Below are 1,892 nucleotides of genomic sequence, written 5' to 3'. Positions count from 1 at the left end.
GGTGGTGGTGCGACCCCCGGGAGTGATGACCACGAGCTCCTGACCGTTGGCCGTTTCCTGCCGCTGGTACTGGGTGAGCCCACCGGCCGCATCGGTGATGGCCACCACCCTGTCCATCTCCGCTACAAACGCTGCTCGCCGGGTGACCTTCCCACACATCTCAAACTCGTATTCCGAAAAACATAGCCTGCCGTATTGTCCGTTTCCTCCCTAGGTTCATTCGGAAACCCATCCTACGAAAAAGCGAACCATTTCTGCAGAGGTTCCTTAGGGCAAAGACTCCCCGCCTGCTGCTATTCTCTCGCACACATACTCGAAAGCCGCTCGGGCTCGAGCGTAACACCCACGCATTGCGCATGACCAGCGGCCCGCGAGGACTACGCAACTCCCGCCAAAGCAGCGTACTCTTATTTCCCGGTGACGAAGCCCGCCCACTCGTTGCCTTTCCCCAACGCAAATCCTGGACCAAGCAAGCTCGATTGCAGAACCTACCCGCTTCACCGCCGGAGGACCAAGCTGGCCGCACTTCCAAAGGGCCCAGGAGCCCTCAACGGGAATCTCGCTAAACTCAAAAATATAAACGCCGGCGTTCGCATCTCCCCAGAGTCGAGACACTCGGGAAGCAAGAGGAGGCTCACAGCGGCGAAGCTCCGCAGCCAACTGACTCAAAGACCGAACCTCTTCGCGGCGGAGAACAAGGCTCCCCTCATATCCATACAACATGACACGAATCATGTAGAAGCTTCCTACAAAAGCAACTAGGAGCAGTCCTCCAATAACGAACAGAGGATGCGACAAGAACCTCAAGGTACGTCCACTTTCGAGTTGCCAAGGTCGCAACGCAGCCGCTCGCTGTGCTTGGCGTGGAAGTACCACAAGCTCCCCACGGCCCTCGATCGCTTTCGCCGAAACTCCTCCTGGCTCCCACTCAGCTCCATAACAGTTACCCAGCCCGTGTCCGAGTCGTAGAGCCAGAAAACCTCAGAAATCTCCTGATCATCAACGTGTTCGGCAATCCTCAGAACGGCTCGGTCGTCTTCGAGAACAAGAACCTGAACCGCGCCACCCCGATAGGGCCTTGCCCCAACCCCAGCGGTCTTAAGGGATCGGTTGCGGACCCAGCGGTAGCCGTAGCACAGCCGCACATAATCTGAGGTCACGCCCAAAACCCGGACGTCAGACGCTGGATCGAGGAAATACTCCGAAAAGCTCTTTTTGAGGTCCTCTGTATCGACCCGCCTCAAAAGTGAGTCATAGCTGGTGCCGCCCCACAGTTCGATGGTCTTCACTCTGGTGCTACAGTCCCAAACCATTGCAAGGACAGCTAGCACCAACCCGCAGTTGGCCAGTTTGATACCGAGAGCCTTAGTAACGCCACGGCCTTTTTTTATTGCCATCATCGCGAGCTTCGCACCCAGGGCGTGAAGCCTTTGCATTTGCAGCATTCGTAGCAGGTGTGCTTGCAAACACCCGCCTTAGAGCGCTGCGCACACTCAATGCCGGCCAAATCCGCGGCTAGATCTTCCCAGCTCGCTTCTCCGGGCCCGAGAGCATCAATAATTTCCTTTAACACGCCAACGCATAAAGCACCGATCGGGCCGCATTCAGTAGCGATCCAGCACGAAAAAAGGCAATGATAAAATTTATCAACTCCATTAGGAATCCGGCCAGGGCCAGCGTTCCGAAGCTCCATAGCCATTCTCAGGGCACACTCACACGGTTTCAACCGCTCGAGAGCAGGAAGGAAAACTCCGCCGCTCCAATCTACATAGTTCAAAGGGTCAGACACGCAATAGCCGTAAAGATTGATCGCGACAACGAGGCCAGCCGGATCCTTCCCCGTCCACCTCCCCACCTGCGCGTCGTAATCCCGGGCGCCGAAGCGGACCAAG

The 1,892-nt window shown here is 56.8% G+C and carries 2 protein-coding genes; both read right to left on the bottom strand.

Annotated elements, in window-relative coordinates; genetic code table 11:
* Window positions 1-803: 803 nt before the first annotated feature.
* A complete protein-coding gene (locus tag ACP5PX_RS08155) occupies window positions 804-1,397 on the bottom strand; it encodes a hypothetical protein (RefSeq protein ID WP_428085451.1) in 594 nt (197 codons plus the stop codon).
* Window positions 1,397-1,892 (bottom strand): RHS repeat-associated core domain-containing protein (locus ACP5PX_RS08150; protein WP_428085450.1); only part of this gene is annotated, 496 nt, incomplete at its 5' end. The genes ACP5PX_RS08155 and ACP5PX_RS08150, both read right to left, overlap by 1 nt.

This window comes from Hadarchaeum sp. (SeqCode) (assembly GCF_049969415.1).
Lineage (GTDB): Archaea > Hadarchaeota > Hadarchaeia > Hadarchaeales > Hadarchaeaceae > Hadarchaeum.
This window is presented reverse-complemented; position numbering and strand designations above follow the sequence as displayed.